Source organism: Pseudomonas tremae (assembly GCF_001401155.1).
GTDB classification, from domain to species: domain Bacteria; phylum Pseudomonadota; class Gammaproteobacteria; order Pseudomonadales; family Pseudomonadaceae; genus Aquipseudomonas; species Aquipseudomonas tremae.
On record NZ_LJRO01000480.1, the window covers coordinates 1 to 648 of the forward strand.

Annotated in this window: 2 protein-coding genes; one reads left to right on the forward strand and one right to left on the reverse strand. The window is 53.9% G+C overall.

Annotated features, from left to right (window positions below):
• On the reverse strand, nt 1-146 hold a 146-nt coding region (locus ALO43_RS26345; RefSeq protein WP_217999794.1), incomplete at its 3' end, for a ribbon-helix-helix domain-containing protein.
• 106 nt (nt 147-252) lie between these two features.
• Between ALO43_RS26345 and ALO43_RS26350 the strand changes: the two genes are divergently transcribed.
• Nucleotides 253-624 carry a recombinase family protein gene (locus tag ALO43_RS26350; protein ID WP_217999793.1) on the forward strand — a complete coding sequence of 124 codons (372 nt, stop codon included), beginning with the start codon at nt 253-255 and terminating at the stop codon, nt 622-624.
• Nucleotides 625-648: the final 24 nt, after the last annotated feature.

Genomic DNA, 648 nt, shown 5'->3' on the forward strand with positions numbered 1-648 from the left:
GCTTGTTCCAGTAAATAAGCGCGTACGGCCTCCTCGATAAAGCGTGACAGATCGCCTTTGCGTCCTCCGCCGTGAGCCGCGATAAACATGCGGACGGACTGGTCCACGTCCGGCGATACGGCGATGTTCCAGCGAACAGTATTCATGTGCTCTCCTGATCGGTGTTTTTGCATTTAAGTGTTTGTACGCTTTGTTACGCTACACTGCAATGGTTCGATATTGTCGAAATCAGACGAGTAAAGAAGACTTTTGATGAAAATCGGCTATGCCCGCGTAAGCACGCGCGACCAAAATCTCGACCTGCAGCTCGATGCACTCAAACGCGCCGGTTGCGAACGCATTTACCAAGATGTAGCCAGTGGCTCGAAAACGGCGCGGCCCGCATTGGACGAACTGCTTGGCCAAGTTCGAGCTGGGGACGTGTTAGTGATCTGGAAACTCGACCGGATGGGACGCTCACTCAAGCATTTGGTAGAGCTGGTGGGCAATTTGATTGAGCGCAAGGTCGGCCTGTTGAGCCTGAATGACCCCATCGATACCACCAGTGCACAAGGCCGGCTGGTATTTAATCTGTTTGCATCGTTGGCCGAGTTTGAGCGCGAACTGATTCGGGAACGCACCTAGGCAGGACTGAACCGCCCCGGGTTT